This is a genomic window from Chryseobacterium sp. DT-167 (genome assembly GCF_058310155.1).
The window spans coordinates 17337-40686 of sequence record NZ_JBZEEQ010000003.1; the positions used below are offsets into that span (position 1 = coordinate 17337).

Annotated in this window: 12 protein-coding genes; 6 read left to right on the plus strand and 6 right to left on the minus strand. The window is 36.3% G+C overall.

What is annotated here, in order from left to right; genetic code table 11:
• Positions 1-243 precede the first annotated feature (243 nt).
• From AC4FQ5_RS04875 to AC4FQ5_RS04900, 6 genes are all read left to right on the plus strand, one after another.
• Positions 244-3288 (plus strand): SusC/RagA family TonB-linked outer membrane protein, encoded by a 3045-nt coding sequence (locus AC4FQ5_RS04875; protein WP_491141377.1) that lies wholly within the window; start codon positions 244-246, stop codon positions 3286-3288.
• Positions 3289-3306: 18 nt separating this feature from the next.
• The gene (locus AC4FQ5_RS04880) at positions 3307-5370 is read left to right on the plus strand and encodes a RagB/SusD family nutrient uptake outer membrane protein (RefSeq protein ID WP_491141378.1); all 2064 of its coding nucleotides are present in this window, start codon (positions 3307-3309) and stop codon (positions 5368-5370) included.
• Between the two features lie 275 nt (positions 5371-5645).
• Positions 5646-7748, plus strand: a complete 2103-nt coding sequence (locus tag AC4FQ5_RS04885; RefSeq protein WP_491141379.1) for a bifunctional aldolase/short-chain dehydrogenase — start codon at positions 5646-5648, stop codon at positions 7746-7748.
• A 242-nt stretch (positions 7749-7990) separates the two neighbouring features.
• Positions 7991-9271 carry a sugar isomerase gene (locus AC4FQ5_RS04890; protein WP_491141380.1) on the plus strand — a complete coding sequence of 427 codons (1281 nt, stop codon included), beginning with the start codon at positions 7991-7993 and terminating at the stop codon, positions 9269-9271.
• 373 nt (positions 9272-9644) lie between these two features.
• Positions 9645-11033, plus strand: a complete 1389-nt coding sequence (locus tag AC4FQ5_RS04895) for an FGGY-family carbohydrate kinase (protein ID WP_491141381.1) — start codon at positions 9645-9647, stop codon at positions 11031-11033.
• A gap of 122 nt (positions 11034-11155) precedes the next feature.
• Entirely contained in the window at positions 11156-12307 is a 1152-nt protein-coding gene (locus tag AC4FQ5_RS04900; protein WP_491141382.1) for an alpha-hydroxy acid oxidase, read from the plus strand.
• A 379-nt stretch (positions 12308-12686) separates the two neighbouring features.
• Here AC4FQ5_RS04900 and AC4FQ5_RS04905 read toward each other — a convergent pair whose 3' ends face one another.
• From AC4FQ5_RS04905 to AC4FQ5_RS04930, 6 genes are all read right to left on the minus strand, one after another.
• Positions 12687-13268, minus strand: a complete 582-nt coding sequence (locus AC4FQ5_RS04905) for a hypothetical protein (protein ID WP_491141383.1) — start codon at positions 13266-13268, stop codon at positions 12687-12689.
• A gap of 214 nt (positions 13269-13482) precedes the next feature.
• On the minus strand, positions 13483-13926 hold the full coding sequence (locus AC4FQ5_RS04910) for a nuclear transport factor 2 family protein (RefSeq protein WP_491141384.1): 444 nt from the start codon (positions 13924-13926) through the stop codon (positions 13483-13485).
• A 224-nt stretch (positions 13927-14150) separates the two neighbouring features.
• Complete coding sequence (locus tag AC4FQ5_RS04915; protein WP_491141385.1) at positions 14151-15197, minus strand: GntR family transcriptional regulator; 1047 nt, start codon at positions 15195-15197, stop codon at positions 14151-14153.
• 573 nt (positions 15198-15770) lie between these two features.
• On the minus strand, positions 15771-17906 hold the full coding sequence (locus AC4FQ5_RS04920; RefSeq protein WP_491141386.1) for a hypothetical protein: 2136 nt from the start codon (positions 17904-17906) through the stop codon (positions 15771-15773).
• A 119-nt stretch (positions 17907-18025) separates the two neighbouring features.
• Positions 18026-21589, minus strand: a complete 3564-nt coding sequence (locus AC4FQ5_RS04925; RefSeq protein WP_491141387.1) for a DUF4450 domain-containing protein — start codon at positions 21587-21589, stop codon at positions 18026-18028.
• Between the two features lie 224 nt (positions 21590-21813).
• On the minus strand, positions 21814-23217 hold the full coding sequence (locus tag AC4FQ5_RS04930; RefSeq protein WP_491141388.1) for a glycoside hydrolase family 28 protein: 1404 nt from the start codon (positions 23215-23217) through the stop codon (positions 21814-21816).
• Positions 23218-23350 lie beyond the last annotated feature (133 nt).

A 23350-nucleotide genomic window follows, 5' to 3' on the forward strand; every position in this document is an offset into this window, starting at 1 on the left:
TAGGTTTTTGTAATTAATATTTTCAATTTGCGCCAGACTCTAATAGGTGATTTATTTATGAATTTCAAATATTATTCGATTTTTTATAATTGAATTGCTAATGCTTTTAAAATTTATATCAAATATTTATAAATATTTAAGTTAAATTATGAATTTTACAATGCAGGATATGGCAGGATGCCAAAACTTTTGTAACAATGTACTTTGGTGACAGAAATAAGTAATGTAAATAAAAATTAATATATGTCTTTAATAATTAAACACAAGAATATTAAGCCGCTCATCGCACCGCTATTTTTGCTTGCGTCTGGCTTTGTGTTCGGGCAACAAGCAGTAAGTGATACTGCAAAAGTAGACACTAAAGATATTGAAGAGGTTGTCGTTATCGGTTATGGTAAAGTAAAAAAATCTGACCTTACGGGATCTGTATCATCAGTATCTGCAAAAGACCTTGCGGCTACTCCGGCAATGAATGCTTTACAGGCTTTGCAGGGTAGAGCAGCAGGTCTTAATATTGTTACGGCGGGTGGTGCGCCTGGAGCAAATGCAAATGTTACCGTGCGTGGTGGTGCATCGATTACTCAGGGAACAGAACCATTATATATTGTTGACGGTTTCCAGCTGGATAATGCTTTGAATATTATTAATCCTAACGACATTGAAAGTATTGATGTCTTAAAAGGAGCTTCTGCAATCGCTATCTATGGTGCACGTGGTTCCAACGGTATTATTGTTATCAAAACAAAAACCGGGAAAAAGGGTAGAACAACCATCCAATACAATTCTTTTATGTCATTTGATATGCTTTCAAAGAAGCTGGATATGGTTTCAAACGCTGAGCAGTATGTAAAATATCAGTACGAGATGGCTCAGCTTCAGGGGAAAACTACCACATGGAGCAATGTTTTTGATAATGGCTTAGGTATAGATTCACCGGGATTTTATACCGGTGCTTTTAATAGAATCAGCAACCGCTACGGATCAGAATCTGCATTAGACTGGCAGGAAAAAATGCTTGGTGGAACAGGTATTACACAAAATCACAATGTAAATGTTTCTGCAGGTACAGACAAAACACAGGCATTCATCAGTTACAATTACAACAGACAGGAAGGTTTATTACAAAATTTCAGTGAAACCAGAAATTCATTACGTGCCAATATCAACTCAGAATTGTATAAAGGAATTCGTTTAGATTTCAGTTCGATGTTTACTACCAATTCTACAAACGGTGGCGGAGCATATTCAGGAATGAAAAAAATACTTCTTCAGCCTATCACAGGAGGAACATTGTTTACACAGGATGAGTTATTTAATACTCAAACTTTCCCAGATTACTCTTCTTTAGACTCAAGTTTTGATACAGAGAATCCGTACATAGAAACTGCGGCATCCACTTCAAACAGAAGAACCAGAACATTTTTGGCTAACGTAGGTCTTGAATTTGATTTATTGAAAGACTTTACCTTCAGAACTGCGGGATCTTATAACTGGACGAACACTAAATCTACTTCATTTTCAGATAAAAATTCCCGTGCATTTCTTACTGACCCTGTAAATACAGGAATTAATGGAAGCATTGGCAATTCTGAAGCTTATAGATATCAAATCACAAATACTTTAACCTATAATAAGACTTTAGGTGAAAAACATAAACTGACCGGATTAATAGGAAATGAAATTATCTATCAGGAAACTGAAAGTAACAGCATGAGACTGATAAGATTTCCTTCTATTTTAAATTACGGTTTAGATGATATATCAAATGCTACAGTTGCAGATAAAGAAGCAGACAGATCTTCACTCAGCTTACTTTCATATTTTGCGCGTGTAAATTATAATTATGATAATCGCTATTTACTGACAGCTACAGTTCGTCGTGACGGATCTTCAAAATTTGGTCCGGAAAACAGGTGGGGAATATTTCCATCGGTTGCGGCTGCATGGAGGGTTTCAGAAGAAGGTTTCTGGAAAAACTCTAAGATTGAAAATTATATCAATGATCTGAAGTTTAGATTTGAATATGGTATAGTTGGTAATAATAGTATCCCAAATAATGTGTTCAGAACCAATGTGGTGGGAACCGATTATCCTTCGAACAATACTGTAGGTAATTTAGCCTTAGTAACAAGCAGTGTTTTGGGTAATCGTATGGTGCAATGGGAGGAAATGAAATCTACCAACTTAGGAGTAGATTTGGCTTTGTTTAATAATAGAATTAAATTAACTTCTGAATGGTATAATAACAATGTAACCGGAATGTTGCTGCAAACTGTACTTCCTGCTTCTACGGGATACTCAAGTACATATAAAAACATAGGTTCCATGAAAAACACCGGTATGGAATTTACATTAAATTCAGTAAATTTAAAATCTGAAAATTTCAGATGGTCTACCGATGCTAACATAGGATTTAATAAATCTAAAGTATTGTCTCTTGACGAAGGTAGAACCTTCAGAAACTTCAGTGTAGGTAGCAACAGAGCGGGTATGGTAACCTATTATGCTACAGTGGGAGAAGAATTAGGTGACATGTACGGATATGTTTATCAGGGAATTTATACTACTGATGACTTCATCCAGGCATCAAACGGCACACTGACTTTAAAACCGGGAGTTGTGAAGCCAGCATCGGGAACTCCAAAACCGGGTGACATCAAATTTGCTGCGGATAATGAAGCAGGAGATCAGTTTACAAGAAAACTGGTAAAAATAGGAAACGGTACGCCAGATTTTATTGGTGGATTGAGCAATAATTTTTCTTATAAAGGTTTTGATCTTGCGGTATTTATGAAATTCAGCGTAGGTGGTGATGTTTACAATGCGACCAAGCATAGTATGAGTCCGTATGCCTTATTCCAAAATGTACCTTCAGAATTCGGAGATAACTATTATCATGTGGTTGATCCTAATACAGGGCAGGCTGCAACAAGTTTAGTAAGATTAAAAGAACTTAATCCTAATGAAAGTGACAGGCTTTGGAGCTTAGGGACTACAAACTCAAGTTACATCACTTATCCTTCATCATATTATGTAGAAGACGGGTCATATTTGAGAATTGCTATGATAACTCTGGGGTATTCTTTTCCTAAAGAATTTCTGAGCACTGTTAGATTGAGTAATGCACGTATTTATGCAACTGTTAATAACGTAGCGACCATTACAGGTTATTCAGGGTTTGATCCGGAAGTTTCAGCTGCAAGTGGTGTTACAGTGACTCCTGGATATGATAACTCTTCATTCCCAAGATCCAGAAGTTATGTTTTGGGTATCAATCTTACTTTTTAATATTTAATTGTTTCAATCATGAAAAATATAGTTAATAAACACAATTTCATAAAAAGATTAATCATTATTCCGTCTATTTTGATTGGCGGACTCAGCATCAACTCGTGTAGTGACGAGTTTTTGAATCAACCTGCATATAATTCATCTGATACAGAATCGGTATTTACAAACATAGAAACTGCAGACGCCTTCGTTCAGGGTCTTTACAGAGGTCTTGTTCCTACCGAAATGTTTTATCAACTGGGTGCAGGAGATACAGTAACGCACTCTGCTGAAGACGGATCAACCAATAATTCAAAATACAATATCTGTAATTATCAATATGATTCAAAAACTCCTAATACTGTTACAGGAATTTATGCTGCGATGTATGCCGTCATAGAAAGATCTAATATTGCAATTGATAGGCTACCGGATATGCCAGCCAGCGCAAAGCGTGATGCATTATTAGCAGAAGCAAAAGCCATTCGCGCATTTTGTTATTACAACTTAATAAGAGTTTATGGAGATGTACCTGCAATCTGGATACCTTTAGAAGAGGCAGATCCTAATGATCCTAGTACACTTTATCCTAAGCGTACTTCTCGTGATGTGATCTACGATAAAGTTATTGCTGATATACAGGAGTCCATCGGTAATATGCCGGCTTCAAATGGAACACCGGAAAGATTAAACAAACAGTCTACTAATGCACTTTTAGCAAGAATCGCTCTGTATGCGGCAGGATATTCTCTTCGTTGGGATCTTAATACAGGCGCTGCCGGTACAATGTCTCGTCGTCCGGATAATGCAAGAGTACAACAGTTGTATCAAATTGCAGATGCAGCAGCAGCTTCTGTGATTAACGGCGGTACCAATAGTTTGGTACAGGCATCGGGTGGAAAAAGTGGTTTCGAAGCATTATGGTTCAATTTTGACAGAAGAAATTTTGCAGCCGTAAATCAGGAAATGCTTTGGCATATAGCGGAATACGGACCGAATACCAATTCAGCGTTTGGAGTGTATGCGCATCCGGGATCAAGAGGAGGTACTTATGGTTCTCGTAAAGCTTTACAGTTTATACTACCAAGTTATTACCTTTCTTTTAATGCCGCAGATAAACGTAGAGATGTTGCTACTACTTCTTACAGTATTTATTTCTTAAGAACTGGTAATGCAAGTGATACATGGGTAGATGTAGGAACAACATATTCTTGTATTATGCCGGGTAAATTCAGAATAAGTTGGTGTGTGGAGCCACAGGCTGCAGATGCACGTAATTTGAATATTCCTATTATCAGATATGCTGATGTATTATTGATGTATGCAGAAACACAAAATTATTTAAATGGAGGACCTACTGCTTCGGGTATTGCTGCATTACAGCAGGTGAGAAACCGTGCGGGAATTGGTTCCATGACAATTCCAAGCGGTCAGCAGGCTTTCGAATCTGCTATTGTTCAGGAGCGTAAATGGGAATTTTCAGATGAGTTTATGCTTCGTACTGATTTAATTCGGATGAATAAATTAGCTACAGAAATTGAAGCTACTAAACAGGCAATGAAAAACCTTTCAAACCGCACAGGCCAGTTTGCAGGTACACCGATTTACCGTCTTTACAAATTCCACAAAAATGCACAGGTTTATGGAGATCCGTTTTTAGCAGTGACCTATATTGACCTTACAAATCCTGCGCAGATTGCACAAGTACAGGCAGTCCCTACAAGCTCAGCAGGTTATGCAGCGTATCAGGTAACCTTGAAAGCTATAGCTGCGGCAAACGGACAAACTTCAACCACTGATGATAAATGGTATCCTGTGAATATGTTCCAGGCTTATACAAGTACATTTAATGGGAATGCAAGAAAAGCGGTAGGATTTGTTGAAGGTTTTAATACGCTCCAGGTCGGAAATATCATTTACACAAAACCAACCGGATCATTTGAAAACGGAGGAGTATATCCAAACTGGATCGAAGGCGGCGGTGACGGTCTTTTCTACGGATTTGTACCCAACAAGACAGAATTGCTTCCGTTTGCAGCAGCTTCTGCGGGGCATCCGATGGTTGATAATCCGAATTTGACTCAGCTTCCCGGATATTAATCAATAATCTATTTAAATTTTTTAAACATTAAGAAGTTCAGAGATTCAGGGTTTTCCTAATGATCTTTAAATTTCTTAATGTTTATTTTAATAAAATACCAATCACAAATATTAATCAAAAATAATTTAATCAGATTGCCTTAAAATTAAAATTGGTTACAAAAACCAAACGTTAATTTATCTTTAAATAAAGCATTTAGCAGTATAGTGCGGGATAGTGCAAAGAATAAAACAGTCTAAATTTGAGTTAAAATTCAGAAAACAAAAGAAAACAAATGGAAAACGTAACAACATTCAAATACGTAGATTATTTATGGGACGAAACTAAAGCAGCATCTTTCGGAGATGATCAGGTGGCTTTGTTTTTATACCGTTCAAACATATTAGGGGCAGATCTTAGAATTACCAATTATGGAGGAGGAAATACAAGTTGCAAAACCATAGAAAAAGACCCGTTGACCAACGAAGAAGTTGAGGTGATGTGGGTAAAAGGTTCAGGCGGTGACATCGGAACATTGACAAGAAAAGGAATTGCAGGTTTATATACAGAAAGATTAAGAAATCTTAAAAATGTGTATGGAGGTTTGTCAGACGAAGACAGAATGGTAGGTTTGTTCGATCACTGTATTTTCGATCTTGAAAGCAAAGCTCCTTCTATTGATACGCCTTTGCACGGTTTACTTCCATTTAAACATATCGATCACCTTCATCCGGATGCTTTAATTGCTGTAGCTGCGGCAAAAGACAGCGAAGCAATTACCAAAGAAATCTGGGGAGATACGATGGGTTGGGTTCCATGGCAGCGTCCTGGTTTTGACTTAGGACTTCAGCTTGAAAAATGTTTAGTTGATAATCCAGGAATCAGAGGGATCGTTTTAGGCAGCCACGGATTATTCACTTGGGGCGAAACTTCGTACGAATGTTATATGAACAGTTTGGAAGTTATCGAAATGGCTTCTGAATATATTGCCAAAAAAATAGAGGAAAACGGACAGGTTTTTGGTGGACAAAAACTAGAATCTCTGCCTGCTGAAGAGCGTAAAAACAAAGCAGCTCAGTTAATGCCGTTATTAAGAGGTTTAGCTTCCTCTGAAAACAGAATGGTTGGTCATTTTACTGACAGTGATGTCGTTTTAGAATATATCAACAGTAATGATCTTGAGCGTTTGGCTCCGCTTGGAACTTCTTGCCCGGATCATTTCTTAAGAACTAAAATTCAGCCTTTGGTGTTGACTTTAGATAAAAATGAAGACTTGAGCGATTCTAAAGCAATTTTAGAGAAATTAAATCCTCTTTTCGAACAATACAGACAAGAATATAAAGAATATTACGAAACCTGCAAACACCCAAACAGTCCTGCAATGCGTGACCCTAATCCGGTAATCATCATTTATCCTGGAGTAGGAATGTTCAGTTTCTCAAAAGATAAGCAGACAACTCGTGTTGCCAACGAATTTTATGTAAATGCAATCAATGTAATGCGTGGAGCAGAAGCTATTTCTGAATACACTTCATTACCAAGACAGGAAGCATTTGACATAGAATATTGGTTACTTGAAGAAGCAAAATTGCAAAGAATGCCGAAAGAAAAACCACTCTCAAGAAAAATTGCGATCGTAACAGGAGCAGGAGGTGGAATCGGACAGGCAATTGCTGACAAAATGGTTCAGGAGGGTGCAGTTGTAGTTTTCACAGACCTTAATCAGGAGGCTGCAGAAGCAGTAACGGCAAAGTACAGCAAAGATCAGGCTGTGGCGGTTCCGTGTGATGTGACGAGCGAAGAAGCAATTGCAAATGCTTTCAAAGAAACTGTTTTAGCTTTCGGAGGAGTAGACATTATTGTACATTCTGCAGGTCTGGCTATTTCAAAATCATTGGAAGACACCACAACGAAAGACTGGGATCTTCTTGAAAATGTTTTGGTTAAAGGGCAGTTCTTAATGGCAAAAACAGGTGTTGACATCATGAAAAAGCAGGGTCTTGGTGGAGATATCGTGAACATTGCAAGTAAAAACGGTTTGGTTGCAGGACCAAATAATGTAGCGTATGGTACTGCAAAAGCAGCACAGCAGCACATGACAAGATTATTAGCGGCAGAATTAGCAGCAGATAAAATCAGAGTAAATGTAGTAAATCCGGATGGTGTAATTGTTGGAAGCAAAATCTGGGAAGGAGCATGGGCAGAAGGTCGTGCAAAAGCCAACGGAATTTCTGTGGAAGAGCTGCCTGCATTTTATGCAAAAAGAAATTTATTAAACGAAATTATTCTTCCGGAAGACATCGCCAACGGAGTTTTTGCCTGCGTAGGAATTTTGGATAAAAGTACAGGAAACATCATTAATGTAGACGGAGGAATGGCAAATGCGTTTCCAAGATAATTATTATTTATAAATATTTTTTTATTTGGGCAGCTTAATCCGCCCATAGTTTATCCTGAGCTTGTCGAAGGTTTCCCGCTTTTTTGCTCGTCGTATCTCCTCACAAAAAGAGCTCCACTCAGGTCGGGCTGCGAGAATTCGAAAGCAATTTAAGGGATGAATAAATATTTAAAACTAATTTTAGGCAATCAATCAACCTTGTCAAAGTTTAAAACCTTGACAAGGTTAACAAAAATCAAAATATGATTATAGGAAAAGATATCATTGAACAAATTAATAAAAACGAAGTTGAAAACTTTAATTCAGACTTTGATTTTCTACAAAATAAATTAACAAAATCGGGATCAAACGTTTCTGAAATCGTCAACAAAATTGCCGATTTTCAGGTGGCGATTCCAAGTTGGGCTCTGGGAGCGGGTGGTACAAGATTCGGAAGATTTTCTTATGGTGGTGAGCCTGCCAATCTGGAGCAAAAACTAGATGATATCGGTTTATTGCATACATTGACTCACTCTGCGGGAGCGGTCTCTCTGCACATTCCATGGGATATCCCGACCGATGTACAGGCAATCAAAGAAAAAGCTGCGTCACACGATCTTCTTTTTGATGCAATGAATTCCAACACGTTTCAGGATCAGCCGGGAGCGAAAGCTTCCTACAAATTTGGTTCTCTGAATGCTGTAAATGAAGATTCGCGTGCTTACGCAGTAGAACACAACAAAGAAGTGATAAGAATCGGACAAGAATTAGGTTCAAAAAGCTTAACCGTATGGTTGGCAGACGGAGCAAGCTTTCCGGGACAGTTAAATTTTCAGACCGCTTTATCAAACACCGAGAAAAGCCTAAAAGAAATCTACGCAGGAATGCCGGAAGACTGGAAACTGTTCATCGAGTACAAACCTTATGAACCGAATTTCTACTCAACAACCATTCAGGATTGGGGAACTTCATTCATGTTGGCAAATGCTTGTGGCGAAAGAGCTTTCACGTTAGTTGACCTTGGACATCATTTACCGAACACCAACATCGAGCAGATCGTTGCAACCCTAATGTATAAAGGGAAATTAGGTGGTTTCCACTTCAACGACAGTAAGTACGGAGATGATGATTTAACGGTTGGTTCGATTAAACCGTATGCTTTATTCTTGATTTTCAATGAATTGGTATACGGAATGGAAAACAACGCAAACAATCCTTATCCGGCATGGATGATCGATGCAAGTCATAATATTAAAGATCCTCTTGAGGATTTATTACAGTCCTTAGAAGCTATTTTAATTGCTTATGCTCAGGCACTTTTAGTTGATCAGAAAGCGTTGAAAACAGCACAGTTAAACAATGATGTTGTTGCAGCTCAGGATATTTTGCAGAATGCGTACAGAACAGATGTTCGTCCGTTACTAAGAGCTGCAAGACTGCAGACGGGTGCTGCAATTGATCCTATTGCTGCTTACAGAAACCTGAAGGTAAGAGAAAAATTAATTACCGAAAGAGGTCTGGAAACAAAAGCAACAGGATTGTAAACACTTATTAAATTGATAATTTAACTTTTGAGTGCAATCGAAAGTTTTTATTATATGTATCCTTATTTTTTATCATTAAGGTTGAAAGTGTTTGGATTATTATGGTTTCAAGCATCCTCGCTTAGAAAATTTGTGGATTTTTTCTAATAATCTTAATATCTGAACACTCCTTAATGGTGTGGAAATTTTTTAAATTATGTCACTAATGAAAATATTAGCGTCATTTGTATTAAAAAGAGTAAGCCAATCCAAGTCATTAGTGAAAAGCATTAGTGAAATTTGTGTTTAAAATAAAACTTCAACAAAAACAAATGAGTGCTATTAATAAAAATATTAGCACAATTTGTGTTTAAAATAAAATAATCATCCAAGAATGTCTAAAAAAAAGAAGGTAACCATTGTATTTGATATTGGAAAGACCAATAAAAAATTCTTTTTATTTGATAAAAATTATAAAGAAGTTGTTCGGGAATATACAGAATTACCGCTCACTACCGATGAAGATGGTTATCCGACGGAAGATCTCGCAGCACTTCAAAACTGGATTAAAGATAATTTTAATGCCATTCTCGATGATGAAAATTTTGAAGTAAAAGCCATCAATTTCTCGACTTATGGAGCCAGTTTCGTACATCTGGATCAGAAAGGAAATGTTCTGACTCCTTTGTACAACTATACCAAACCGATGGATCAGGATATTCTTGATTTATTTTATGAAAAACATGGCAGCAGACTGAAAATTGCCCGTGAAACCGCATCTCCTCAAACCGGTATGCTCAACTCCGGACTGCAATTATTCTGGTTAAAATACAAACATCCGGAAGTTTTCAAAAAAATTCGTTACAGCCTTCATTTACCTCAGTATTTATCGTACTTATTTACCGGAATTTGTGTTTCAGAATTTACCTCAATCGGCTGTCATACCAATTTGTGGGATTATGACAAAGCAGATTATCACGACTGGGTTTACGATGAAGGAATTGACGCTATATTGGGACCAATCGTTCCGACTTCAGCGAGCATCAACACTTCTTACAGAAATAAAAAAATAAAAATCGGTGTTGGAATTCACGATAGTTCTTCAGCATTGCTACCTTATATTTTAAGTAAAAAAGAACCGTTTTTATTGCTTTCAACCGGAACATGGAGTATTTCTTTAAATCCGTTTAACGATGAAAGTCTGACGGATGAAGACATCGAAAACAACTGTCTGAATTACATGAGAATTGACGGAAAACGTGTAAAAGCATCCCGATTTTTCATGGGGAATGAGTACAAAATTCAGGTTGAAAAACTGTGTGCTTACTACGGAAAAGAATATGGTTTCCACAGAGAAGTGGAGTTTGATCAGGATTTGTATCTGCGTTTAATGAAGAATAAAAATATCTATTTCCGTTTTGAAGGCATTATTTTAAAACGAAAAATGATTACTGCGACAGATTTAAATTCATTTGGAACCTTTGAAGAAGCGTATCACCAGTTAATGATCGAATTAATGGATTTGCAGATTCACACGATTACCAATGCCATCGGAAATTCGGAAATTAAAAATATTTATATCGACGGAGGTTTTACAGACAATGATGTCTTTATGAAACTGATGTCTCATCATTTCCAGCATTACAATGTGATGTCTACCCATTCTCCGTTGGGATCGGCTTTAGGAGCTTCAATGGTGATTTCCAATAAAAAAATAGACGAAACTTTCTTACAGCAGCATTATCAGATGAAAGTGTTGCAACCGCTCATTCTTAATTTATAAATTTTGTTGGAAGCTGGAATTCAGATGCCAGAAAACTAAATAAATATTATTGATAATCATTTAGTTTTCAACATCAAACAACAAACATCTATCACCCAACAACAAACATCCAACAACCAATTATGTCATTTCCATTTGATACCAATTACGCTTCTTTAGAATTACTGATCGAAAAAGCAAAAAAGAAAATGCCCCGTTTTGCTTTCGAATATCTTGATGGCGGCTGTAACGAAAATATCAACCGCGACAGAAATACAAGTGAATTGCGGGATGTTCTCCTTCGTCCGCGCTACCTGAACAATAATTACGCAGAAGCCAATATGGAAACGGAATTATTCGGTGTAAAATATTCCGCACCCTTCGGAATTTCTCCCGTTGGCTTACAGGGATTGATGTGGCCGAATGCTCCGGAAATTTTAGCAAAAGCAGCTTTTAAACATAATATTCCTTTTATTTTAAGTACAGTAACGACTAGCAGTATAGAAAGAATTGCTGAATTAACGGAAGGAAAAGCGTGGTATCAGTTATATCATCCGAGAGAAGAATGGTTGCGTGACGATATTCTCGACCGTTGCAAAGCTTCTGGATACGATGTTTTGTGCGTATTATCGGATGTTCCGACTTTCGGATACAGAGCAAAAGAAATTAGAAACGGTTTGGCAATGCCTCCTCAACTGAATTTCAGAAATGTTTCCCAGGCTTTGGCAAGACCTGAATGGTGTCTTGAAATTTTGAAACATGGCGTTCCAAGTTTCAAAACAATGGAAAAATACATGGAAAAAAACATGAATGTAAAACAATTGGGACAGTTCATGAACTCCACTTTCTCAGGTAGATTAAATTCAGACAGAATAAAAGCCATCCGTGACAAGTGGAAAGGAAAACTGGTTATTAAAGGCGTTGCTTCTGATGAAGATGCAGCCGAAGCGGTACGTTTAGGCTTTGACGGAATGATTATTTCCAATCACGGTGGAAGACAGCTTGATGCGGGAGAATCGACTATTGCTGTAGTCAAAGAAATCAGCGAAAAATATAAAGGTCAGATTAAAATCATGATGGACAGTGGCGTACGAACCGGTCCGGATGTTGCCCGTGCTTTGAGCTGTGGCGCAGAGTTTACTTTTATGGGAAGAACTTTTATGTATGCAGTCGGAGCTTTAGGCGATAAAGGAGGTGATCACATTATTGAAATGTTGAAAATGCAATTCAGACAGGTGATGGAGCAGGTTTGTTGTGAAAAACCGGAAGATTTGCAGAACTTTAGGGTAAAGTAAACTTTGATATTCAATAGAAACAAACTTTAGCCCGTTTTTTTGTGACAAATTCGGATGGCTTTAGCCAAAACAGATGTTTAGAACTTAAATAGTTAAAAGAAATATATCTCAGCTAATTTTAATCATAACAAAAGCATTCAATAGTTTAGCTTTCGTTAAAAAATATTTTTAGTTCTTCAAATTCAACTTCTAAATCATTTAAGTTTTCAGGTTTTGTCGATTTATAAACTGACTTCCATTTTTTTTAGTCACAAAACTTGACAATGTCTGAAAAGTCTATTTTTTGTAGTAAATTAGAAATTCGTATGGTTTTCTTATTGTCAAAGGATTGAAAACGATGATGTTGAGTAAGTCAAGAACCATTTTGATTGTAGGTTTTTTAATTTGTTGTGACGTTCAAAAATCCATCAATTCCTCTTTTTCCATATAAATTGACTGAATTATTTTTGGAAGTAATATCAATTTGTTTTATATCTAGTTTAATTAAAGTTTCAATTAATTTTCCATTATCATAACTTACAATTTTCCAATTCACCATTAATAATGGGTTTTCTCTAAGTTCATTGCTATTTGTTTTTGCTTCTATAAATTCCGAAACTTTATATTTTTTCTTGGATTTATTTTCAAAGTTATAATACTTAGGTTTTTCAACATTCAGATTATAACTTGTAACCAGATCCCAAAACTTTTCTGACCAATTTCCGGAATCCCATATTTTTATTTTCGAGTTTAAGATACTTTCAACTTCTATTTTGTTGTTTTCTTTATCAATCAAAAGTTCTGATAGAATAAATATATCATAGGGAAACACCGAATTATTTAATTTTTCAATTAATATCTCATTGTAAGGTTTTAAATCCACTTTAGATAGTTTAATGTGATATATAAAATTGCCTAATTCAGAACCATTTTTGGACTTAAGATTGGATGATATATAATGATAACGTTTTTGTTTACTCATCTTTTTTAATGAGAAGGCATCATTAGTTCTACAACTTAAAATAGTAATAAAAGAGAAGAAAAAAATATATTTTAATTTCATTGTGTTATGTGGTAAATTCAGCCAATTTTCAAATATATAAAATTTTAAAAAGTAATAAATAGAAATTGATTGATATGAATTAAAAATTCACATAGATATCTATGCGAATTATATTGATTAAAAAGTTGATTATTTAATTTTTCTTCTCAGACTTCACCGCCTGTCTCGCCAACAATTTCCAGTCATTTTTTACCTTAGTCCAAACCAATAAAATATCCAGAGTCACATCACCCGGAGCTTTTCCCAAATCAGCAGTTGTTGCATAAAAGTGATGACGGACAATTGCGGTATTTCCAACGATATTCACGTTTTGATTGGTAATATCAATCGTTAAAAAATCAGATTTCTTGCTGACCAATTTTTCTACAAATTCTTTAGCATCATCAATATGACCTCCCGAATGCCCATACGTTAATTCCGGTAAAATTAAAGATTCTAACGATGATTTGTCACCATTAATCATGGCTAATCTTAGCTTTTCGGCAACATCAGTTACAGCATCTTTATCGTTTTTTTTCTGCGCAAAAACAGTGATTGCCACTAAGAAACTTAGGGTAAAAATTATTTTTTTAATCATTATAATTAGATTTTTTTTAAAAATTCAAAGTAATTCCAATAATTATTAGAATCTTATTTTTTAACGATTTGTTTGTCTATTCCGTAGGAATCTAAACTGCTTTATTTTTAGTATGTTGAGATTCCTGCGGAATGACAAAATGACTGCTAATTTTAGCGTTATGATTAAAAACTGATATTCATATAATTTTCATCCAACATCAATCATCCAACATCAATCATCATCTATAATGATTCTCTCTGAATAAACTTAAACACATTATTCACCGATTCCTTTTTGTTTTTTAAAATCATATAGGCGGCAGATTCCCCCATTGCTTTAAAATCTGTGGTGATCACTGTAATTCCGAGCAATTCTTTCAAAGGTGTTTCGTTATAAGAAATAATTCCGATGTCTTCGCCTAATTTCAGATTTTTTTGACGGATCTGCTTCACCAAATTGACCAGATCTCGTTCCCGGATTGTAATGAAAATATCTTTATCCTGCAGTTCCATATCAGGATAAATTTCGTCGAGGATCTCATAATCAAGTTTAAAATCTTTGCAAAACTTTTCAAAACCACGTACAATACGGAAAGGGTAGGGATGAATTGATTTATCAGGGTAAACCAGAATAATCTTTTCATATTTCTTTATTTTCTCCAGACCTTCTTCTAAGGCATTATAAATATCATGCTCAAAATCCTGAAAAATTGAACCGTATTCTCCTGAAATATTGGGTTTGGTATTGTCTAGCAACAAGAGTTTGTTTTTGGGAATCTGCTCAATCATGTCTAAAACTTCCTGTGTAGAACTCGTATGTTTAGACTGCTCGTCGCGAAAATGCGGCATGATGACATAATAATCAAATCCTCCCAGATTCTTTTTTAAGGAGTTTATGAAAAGTGTTTCATCACAATGGTAAATATACATCTCAACATTACCTTTGGTACCGATTGCATTGACGAAATAATTATAAATCATCATTTTATAGGTACTCGGCTTGTTAATCAGAAAGAAAATATTGATAATGTCATTCTTATTAATACGCGAAATATAATATCCTTTTCCCTTTACCGATTCGATGATCTGCCTTTTACGAAGCTCTTTGTAGGCTTTTTCCACAGTATCTCTCGATAAGAAACAGGATTCGCTGAGCTCGTTGATGGAAGGAATTTTTTCTCCGATTTTTATTTGCCCTCCGTCAATCCCGTTCAGAATAGAATCTACAATCTGTTTGTATTTTGGAACTCTGGAGTTTTCGTTGATATTGATTTCGAGTGTATCTGACATGATCTTTAAGTAGGAGATATTGTTTCAGTTAAAAAAAATCTGTTAAAGAGATTGTATAATGATTGAAGACAAGTTACAAAAATTTAGATTAAATAATTCATATACTTATTAATCAAGATTTGTAGTGTAATGTTCTTGTTTTCAGTTGTTTAAATTTTTTATTTATATAATGTCAGAAATTGAGAAAATGCAGAATTTTGTTGTGAAACTTAAAATTCAATATTTCATTTCTAAAAACATTATTCTTACTGTCCCATTTTAAACTTATCAAATGGATGTTAAATTTATACCGATGAATTTATGAATTTACCTGCATAAGTTTGTCATTTCATCCGCATGAGTTGAACAATTCATTCGTATGTATTTTTTAAGCTATGATAATTTTCACAAAACAAAAAACTCCGTACGAGTGAAATGTTTGTAGAAAACATTTTAACTATATAGGAAGAGCTACGTAGTAGCGACATATCCATGCAACACAAAAGCCCTCCCACTCACAAACTCTTCAACCCAAAATTCTCCAACAAAAAAGCCTGCCATTTCTGACAGACTCTAACTGATATGAATGTAATTTTAAGGCATTTTTTTAAATCCTTCTGCTTTTATTTTCCATGTTCCGTCTTTTGGAAAGCCCGGAAATTGTCCTGTCGAATTATCCCAACCTTCAAGCATCATCGCAACCGTCGTCAAAACACCACCATTTCCTGGAAGATAAATCCTAAGACGTTTGTCCTGGAAATTATGACCGTTTTTCAGATAAGTATTGGTCTGGATATTCATAAACAGTGCATCTAAAGCTTTATTCGGAAGTCCCAATCTCGCAGCATTCATCGCGGTCATAGGAAAATCCCAACCCCAGGTGTGTTCCCAGTTCCATCTTTCCCAAACAATATCCAAAGTATTTTTCATTATTTTTTTGTCCAGTTTTTGAGACTCAGGTACCATTCCTAATGCTCCTAAAACTGCAGGGTGGTCCGTCATCCATTTTGGAAATGTGAAAGAATCTTTCGCCGATTCTGTCGATAAATAAACACCATCCTGAACCGGAAGCGGAGCCAGTTTAGAAATCACATCATCCCATTTTTTATCTCTCGGCTGTCCAAGTCTTTCTTTCCATTGCTGAGCGATTTTCAGCGACCAATCCCAATACGCAACTTCGTAAGTCGGGTTGTAGGTATCTTTCGCAGGGAAAACTTCCTGAGCCGGAATTACGCCTTTCCCTAAATTATAACGATTTTTCTCTTTATCATACGTCGCAAAATCTGCCATAAAATCAGCGGTTGCGAAAATCAAATCTTTATATTTTTCAAGAACTTTTTTATCCTTGCTATTACGGTACAAAAGTTCGGTCATATAAATAATGTGCGGTTGTTCCCAAATCAAAAATGCGGCAACAGAAGACGGACTTTCATTGCCTTCGTTATCCGACATTTTAATCCACCGAACGCCTTTGTAACCTTGTCTTTCTGCTAATTTTTTAGCTTTATCAAAAGTTCTGAAATAATAGTCAAGTTGTTTTTCCAGAATCTCAGGTCTTCCCCACAAAGCATAATGAACACCGTGCCACCAATGCATTTCCGTGTGCGGTTTTCCGTACCAGCTGTTGAATGTCAAACCCGTTTCTTGAGGTGGATTGCTTCCACCACACTGAACTTTGGTTAAATATTCTGAGAGAACAACTCTTCGTTCCAGTTCATTGGCTCTCGGGTCTGTACTTCCTTCAAAATCAACAGCAGCACCGCTTTCCCAAAAGTTTTTCCAGCCTGAAGTGCTTTCTTTTTCAGCATCAGCGAATAAAGTTCTGTTAGATTTTGGTCTTTTACCTGAAAATTCAACACTTAATTCTACCGTTTTGTTTTTCGAAGAAGGCTCGTACACGAAGTAGTGTTTTCCGGCCTCACGAAGTTTTCCTTCCGTAAAATTAAATTGAGTATAATAATCTGTACTTTGTAGTGTATGCTGAATCAAACCCTGCGTTGATTGTGAAGAAACAATCTTCGTGGTGTGGTCATTTTCTCTTCCGTAAAATGCGGCGTCATCCAAAAACTGTCCGGTCGGAGAAGGGTAGCGTGCAAAAACTTTCAATTTGTTTTGTGAAATCAAATCAGATTCTATTTTCACCCCGATTTTATCGGAATTCTGAAAAGAAGCCGTCCAAACTTTTACCGGAATTCCTTCCAAAGAAAATTCGCTGGTGATAATTCCCGTCCACAAATCAATTTTCTGATTAATGTTGGTCAAATCTGAAATTTTCGCTTTCTGACCATCTTTTTTCGTCATTTCAAGACCTATATTTCCTAACTGCAAACGGTGTTGATTGATGCGGAAATATTCGACAGCTTCTTTGTTTCTCTGTGGTTCTTTAAGTTGAACACTGTACAAAGCTTTTCGGCCGTCATTATTGAAATCATAAGCTTTTAAAGTTTCTTCAAACTTATAATCTTTCGTATTCGGAAAGCTGTTCCAGCCCCATTCAGACTGTGTTCCTAGAGAAACACCATTTTTATAATATTCAGGAAACGACTGCATTCCGGTAATGTCGACAGTGTACGCAAACTTCCCGTTTCCAACTGTCAAAGTAGAAAGAGTGTCAGCTTTTGTGTTGACCACATTATGTCGCTGAACAACCTTCTTTCGGTCGATTTTCTGGGCATTCATTGAAGAAAATCCCATTAGGAAAATCCCAAGATATATTGTAATTTTTTTCATTTTATCTTAATTTATACTTTAAAAAACTTGCGTTAATATTTCTATATTATCTGCCACGAATGCACGAATAAAAGTTTATCCTTCATAAAAAACATTCGTGCATTCGTGGCAATTATGTTCTACTTCAAAACCGTCGCACTCATCATTCCAATCACCACATCATTGCTCACTGCCGTTAATTTTATTGATTTTAATTCTTTATTTGCATCAATAGGCAAATCCAGAATCGTCGCAGAACCCCCATCCACCTGACGGTCTGTAAATCCTTTGATGCTTGAATATTTGCTCAAAGTTCCGCCTTTGTACAATTCTCCCGTTTTCAGTTTTAAACGATACGGAATTTTGTCATCCGGAATTTCAAAAGCAAAATTATCATCAAACAAATCCTGCTCAATCGGCCACCAGTTCGTTGGGTTTTTCAGCTCCAATTCTGTTATCGAACCGTCTGTATACTGAACGGCAATCTTTCCATTCACAATTTGTGACTGCATCGGATTCGTAGAGCCGGCCATCAGAAAATAGATTTTTTTTCCTTTACCTGAAACAGGAATTTCAAGAGTATCTGAATAGTTATCCCACTGACTGACAAACGCAATATTTTTATCAGTTTTATCAATTAAAAATGGAATTCCAAGGAAATCAACTTTGCCATTTTTTCTTTTGTTCATCAATCCGCTGTCATCTATTTGAGCAGTGATTAACGGATAGCACCAGTTTCCGATTCCCTGCCATGGAAGCTGTAAAGTCGGAACATCCAGTCTTGGCGAAAGGTATTTCTGACTGAAAATTTCGGTTACTTTTTCATTGTATTTTGAAGCCAATGAAATATTGTTAAACTGTCCCTGATTTTCAATTTCCCAATCTGTGATTTCAATATTTTGTTTGATACCATTGTAATCAAGTTCAATTGAATTCGTTCCCTTACTTAAAACATTCGCCGGAATTTCAATGGTCGTATTTTGATTTTTTTGAATTGAAAAAGTTTTGTTTAAACCATTAACAATCAGTTTTCCATTAATTGGATTGGAAGATTTGGATTGAATCTGAAGTTTTTTATTCACCCATTTTGTCTCCAAAGGAAAACGGATATCAACATTTACGGGTTGCCACCAAGTTGTACCATTTTGCTCAACTTGTACGAAAAAAGTTCCTTTTTTTTCTTCCTGAATTAAATTAAATTGATTTTCGTTTCTGGTTTTTATTAATTCCTGTGGGTCAAGAATATCTTTAATTTTCTTTTTTGAATCAAAATTCAATTGAAGACTTTCAGAAATATAATTAGTGAAATCAGTTTTTTCGTTTTTAATTTCTTCTCCAGAATAATTGATTTCAATTTTAAAATCATTTCCTTTCGGAGTTTCAAACTGAACAAAAGGTTGCAGAATAGAGTTGGGTTTAATCTTCCAATCCACCTTTTTACCATTCACTTTCACCGATTTAATGTTGGAATAATTCACAGGAATCTGCATTTCCAACGCTACCGGATTTTGGTATTTTGATTTAAATAAATATTCAGTTTTCTTCGAAGTTCTGGTAAACTGATATTCCCAATCAGGAAGTTTCAGTTCGGCCGAATTCCAATCTTTCGGAAAGCCAGGTTTGATGCTGATTTTATTTTCCAATAAATTCGGATAAACTCCGAAAAGTCCTTCTGTCAAAGTTCGTGAAGCCACGCCAATCGGGTCGGCAAAATCTCGGTACAATTCTCCACGGAACGCATCGTAATGAGAAAGCTGTTCAAAATTCCCCGGACTGATGCCGTAATACATCGACTCCACCAGATTTCCCTTCCAAAGTTGATAAGCATCCTCACTTCTTCCGGCTTGCCAATACGCCAAAGCGGTCTGTAAATTTTCCGCCAAAGCAACATTATTAATCGACCAATCGTATGGTTGCCAGTTGGTTGTGGAAAGTGTGTAATAGTCTTTATTTTGAACACCTTTTACCGTCACCGGAATTTTAGGCGTATGATGATTGATGTACTGTAAGTTTTGATAATCTTCAAATTCATTCAAGATGAAGGCATCCGAAACGTGATAAATTGACCAGATTCCGGGTTTATCGTGAACGATTTGATTGCCCAAAGCATCTTTGTATTCAGCAAAATAACCTTTGTCTTTTATCCAAAGCTGGTTTTTCATTGCTTTTAAAATTGTATCAGCTTCCTGTTCATAAGGTTGAGGATTTTCGCCAATGATTTTTGCCAGTTTCGCCATTTCACGGTTGGCTCTGTAATTATATGCCGAAGTGTGTGTCACTTTTCCACCCGAATATTGAAGCGCATCGCTCGCCCAAATCGCCGCATACGCATCATACAAATCACCACGTTTAAAATTTCGTTTTTCCCAATCCATATGGCGAACCATCGTAGGCCAAATTTTTTTCAGGAAATCCTTGTCGCCAGTGTAATTAAAATGCGAAAACATCTGGTCAAAAAACACCAGATTCATATCGTAATGATGCGGTTTTGTGTTGTCATTTGGATTTCTGGAAATATAGCCGCTTGAAAAAACGGAAGTTCCCATTTTCTCTTCGTGACGTGCAAGATGTCGCATTGTATCCATTTCAACGGGCGCAAAATCAGGTTTCAAAACCTGCGAATTGGCGTAACTTTCAAAATGTTCTTTTGCTCTGTCGTGCCAACTCAAAGCATCGGCTGTGTAAGCACCACGCCACGCATTCAGTCGCATTCTCCACGCTACTGCGCCGTGAAGGAAGGTTGGACTTTCCCAAATTCCGTCTGCGGCAACCGCTAAATTGGCTCCGAAATTATTCAAATCTGCATCCGGAGTTTTAAGCTGAATTCTGTTCGTTAATGTTAAACGGGATTTTTCCGCTTCATTGAAAATGTTTTTCAAATCTTCATCTGAAAAATTCTTATCCGATTTTCCTTTGGCAATCTGAATATAAACCGGTTGTTTTTGTGAAGAATACGAGGCGTAAACAATCGGAGATTTGTCTGTTTTATTTTGAGTAAACTCGGAAAGTTTTTCTAAAGTTGTAGCATCAGTTTGCTGTAATGAAGTGACATTCGAAAAATTTCCGCTAACGATTTGAGTTTCTTTTTTCTTATTTAAATAATTAAGTTGGAATTGATTTTTATTTAATTGAAACTGATTGTTCAGACAATATTCAGGCAACAGATAAAATCCGGATTCCGGGTCTGCGCCAATGTCACCATTTCTGCTAAAAGTCGTTCCGCTCGCACCGCCGTAAACTGCGTAGATTTTTGTCGAAGAATCTACATTGACGGCTTCCATTTTTAAAACCAAACCTTCTTCTTTAGCCTGTGCCAAAACGGTCAGTTTTAAAGTTCCGGTTCCAAGAATAGGGTCTTTGATTTCATACAGCATCGAACCCGGTCGGTAACGCGTTTCAATTTTATCAGCCTGAATTAATTTTTTAATCGAATTTCCTTTCTGAATCACAAACTGAAGATTGCCGCCCATTCCCGGAAGATACAATGCAAATTCCGGCAAATCTCCGGCTTCAACTCTCGAAGCACGGTTATCTCCATACAAAGCCCGGTTGAATCTGTATTTTCCATTGACCAGTAAAAAATCGCCTTTATCTTCCTTGTAATGCAGTTCACGCTCGTTATTCTGCCAATGTTTTGACTGGGAAAACGAATGTGAAAATGCCGACAAAATAATAAATCCGGCGAAAATGGTTTTTCTGCGCATCTTAATTTTTAAAATATTTGTATGGATTGTCTTTTTTCAGTCATAATAAAATGTAGATGCGATTTTATAAATAAAATTGATAATCAACAATATTTAAAGACACTTCGACAAGCTCAGTGTAACATCTCTAATACTAACTGTTTTTATAACGTGTCAGTCTGAGCTTGTCGAAGACTTTTTATAACAAGCAGATTAATCTGAATTTATAATGTATTTAATTAATATTACGGTTTTAACTCGGTTAAGGGCTGTCCGTTAACAGTTACATTTTTTAAAGTTACATTTTTCAAATAGTCCACTTTGTAAGGAATCTGAACGCCGGTCATCTTTGCATTAATCATCGTGAAATCTGTCACAGGAGAAGATTCGTAAGCATCAGAGAATACAGCATATTTTCCGCCTTTGTCCACCGTTAAATTTTCGACCCAGATATTTCTGATGGTCGGAATGTGATTTCCCGGCTTTTCATAGTGCATATTGAAACGCACGGCAGCTTCTTTGTAAGCACCCACTTTTGTATTATAGAAAAACACATTTTCGATGATTCCGCCTCGGCTTGAGCTGGTTTTAATTCTTAAAGCACGGTCAAGATTCTTGCTGTCCATCACGTTTCCGATAGCATAAATGTTTTTCGCACCGCCTGCAATTTCACTTCCAATCACAACACCACCGTGACCGTCTTTCATTTCGCAGTTTTCGATGATGTGGTTTTCGGCAGGTTTTCCGATGTCTCTTCCGTCCTCGTCTCTTCCGGATTTAATAGCAATACAGTCGTCTCCTGTGTCAAAATATGAATCTTTAATCCAGACATTTTTACAGGCTTCCGGGTCGAAACCATCGTTGTTTGGTCCGTGGCTGATAACTTTTACTCTTTCAATCAAAACGTTTTCACACAAAACAGGATTCAAATTCCACATCGGAGAATTCTTTACCAAAACATCTGCCATATAAAAGTTTTTTGACTTATAAGGCTGAACGAAATTGGGTCTCAAATAATAACCATTACCGAAAATTCTTTCTCTTGCTGGTTTTCTCGCAGCCATATATTCGTGAAGTTTTGCACGGGCAGGGTTTTGTCTTCCGGGACGAGATTCGTTGTAACCATATTTTGTAGCACCACACCAGAACCACCAGTTGTCTAAATCGGCATTTCCGTCTAAAGTTCCTTTTCCGGTAATGGCAATATTTTCTTCTTCGTAAGCGTAAATTAAAGATGAATAATTCATACATTCCATTCCTTCCCAACGTGTGAAAACAATAGGGTAGTCGTTACTGTCCTGGCTGAATAAAATGGTTGAACCGTCACTTAAATGTAGATTAACGTTAGATTTTAAATAAATTGCTCCAGTCAGGAAAACTCCGTTTGGAACAACAACTCTTCCGCCACCTTCTGCGTTACATTTTTCGATTGCTTTTTTGAAAGCTTCTGTATTTTTTGTTTTTCCGTCGCCAATTGCTCCGAAATCAGTCACCAGATAATCCACTTTTCTGAATTCCGGTTTTTTGATTTGTTTTTTTAAAGCTTTGATTTCTTTTAAGGGCTGTTTTGCGGAAGTCCACGGTTTATACTGAGCCGAAAAAGAAATCGATATAAGAAATGCAAAAAGATATAAAATGTATTTTTTCATAATGTCAGAAAATTATTGATTTAAAGACGATTTTTTAATAATCTTCTTTGTTAATCGCAATCTAAAAGAATTATGACGAATAATTATCCTGCACTGTCGGTACAGCAGATTTATATTTTTCTTATTTCCAAAC

Coding starts and splice junctions, on each gene's coding strand:
- AC4FQ5_RS04875 (WP_491141377.1), top strand. CDS start 244: ATGTCTTTAATAATTAAACACAAGAATATTAAGCCGCTCATCGCACCG.
- AC4FQ5_RS04880 (WP_491141378.1), top strand. CDS start 3,307: ATGAAAAATATAGTTAATAAACACAATTTCATAAAAAGATTAATCATT.
- AC4FQ5_RS04885 (WP_491141379.1), top strand. CDS start 5,646: ATGGAAAACGTAACAACATTCAAATACGTAGATTATTTATGGGACGAA.
- AC4FQ5_RS04890 (WP_491141380.1), top strand. CDS start 7,991: ATGATTATAGGAAAAGATATCATTGAACAAATTAATAAAAACGAAGTT.
- AC4FQ5_RS04895 (WP_491141381.1), top strand. CDS start 9,645: ATGTCTAAAAAAAAGAAGGTAACCATTGTATTTGATATTGGAAAGACC.
- AC4FQ5_RS04900 (WP_491141382.1), top strand. CDS start 11,156: ATGTCATTTCCATTTGATACCAATTACGCTTCTTTAGAATTACTGATC.
- AC4FQ5_RS04905 (WP_491141383.1), bottom strand. CDS start 13,268: ATGAGTAAACAAAAACGTTATCATTATATATCATCCAATCTTAAGTCC.
- AC4FQ5_RS04910 (WP_491141384.1), bottom strand. CDS start 13,926: ATGATTAAAAAAATAATTTTTACCCTAAGTTTCTTAGTGGCAATCACT.
- AC4FQ5_RS04915 (WP_491141385.1), bottom strand. CDS start 15,197: ATGTCAGATACACTCGAAATCAATATCAACGAAAACTCCAGAGTTCCA.
- AC4FQ5_RS04920 (WP_491141386.1), bottom strand. CDS start 17,906: ATGAAAAAAATTACAATATATCTTGGGATTTTCCTAATGGGATTTTCT.
- AC4FQ5_RS04925 (WP_491141387.1), bottom strand. CDS start 21,589: ATGCGCAGAAAAACCATTTTCGCCGGATTTATTATTTTGTCGGCATTT.
- AC4FQ5_RS04930 (WP_491141388.1), bottom strand. CDS start 23,217: ATGAAAAAATACATTTTATATCTTTTTGCATTTCTTATATCGATTTCT.